The sequence below is a fragment of the Bradyrhizobium sp. 33ap4 genome, from assembly GCF_032654765.1.
Classification (GTDB): domain Bacteria; phylum Pseudomonadota; class Alphaproteobacteria; order Rhizobiales; family Xanthobacteraceae; genus Bradyrhizobium; species Bradyrhizobium australafricanum.
Map to the genome: position 1 here is coordinate 1 of NZ_JAUMTJ010000249.1, position 593 is coordinate 593.

A 593-nucleotide genomic window follows, 5' to 3' on the forward strand; every position below is an offset into this window, starting at 1 on the left:
GCCGACTACATCTTCAGCGAGGTCAAGAAGGCCGAACGGGTCTTTGCCGACGAAACCACTTTGCCGACGCTCGCTCCGGGCTCCGGATCGACCAAGACGGCCTACTTATGGGCCTATGCCCGAGATGACCGAACCTTTGGCCGCAACGGTCCGCCGATGGTGGCTTATCGCTTCGAAGACAGCCGCGCCGGCGAATGCGCGGTCCGCCACCTCAATGGTTATCGCGGCATCCTGCAGGTGGATGGTTATGCCGCCTATAACAAGCTCGCGCGATCCGATCGCGGCAATGATGGCATCACATTGGCTGGCTGCTGGTCACACTGCAGACGCAAGTTCTACGAGCTGCATGTTGCAGGGAGCTCAGAAGTGGCAACGGCGACGGTCGAGCGGATGGCAAGGCTCTGGCAGGTCGAGAAAACCGTGCGCGGTCAAAGCCCCGACGCTCGCGTTGCCGCCCGCCAGCAAGCCACCGCGGCGATCGTCGCAGATCTCTTCGATCTCTGGCAGCAGACCTTGCGGCGGATCTCCGGCAAATCAAAATTGGCCGAGGCGATCCGCTATGCCGTCTCGCGCCGTGCCATCTTCGAACGCTT

1 protein-coding gene is annotated in these 593 nt (G+C 61.9%); it reads left to right on the forward strand.

Going from position 1 to position 593, the window contains the following annotated elements; all coding sequences use genetic code 11:
* The coding region (locus tag Q2M23_RS43815) for an IS66 family transposase (protein ID WP_316399561.1) at positions 1-593 on the forward strand (593 nt) is incomplete at both ends.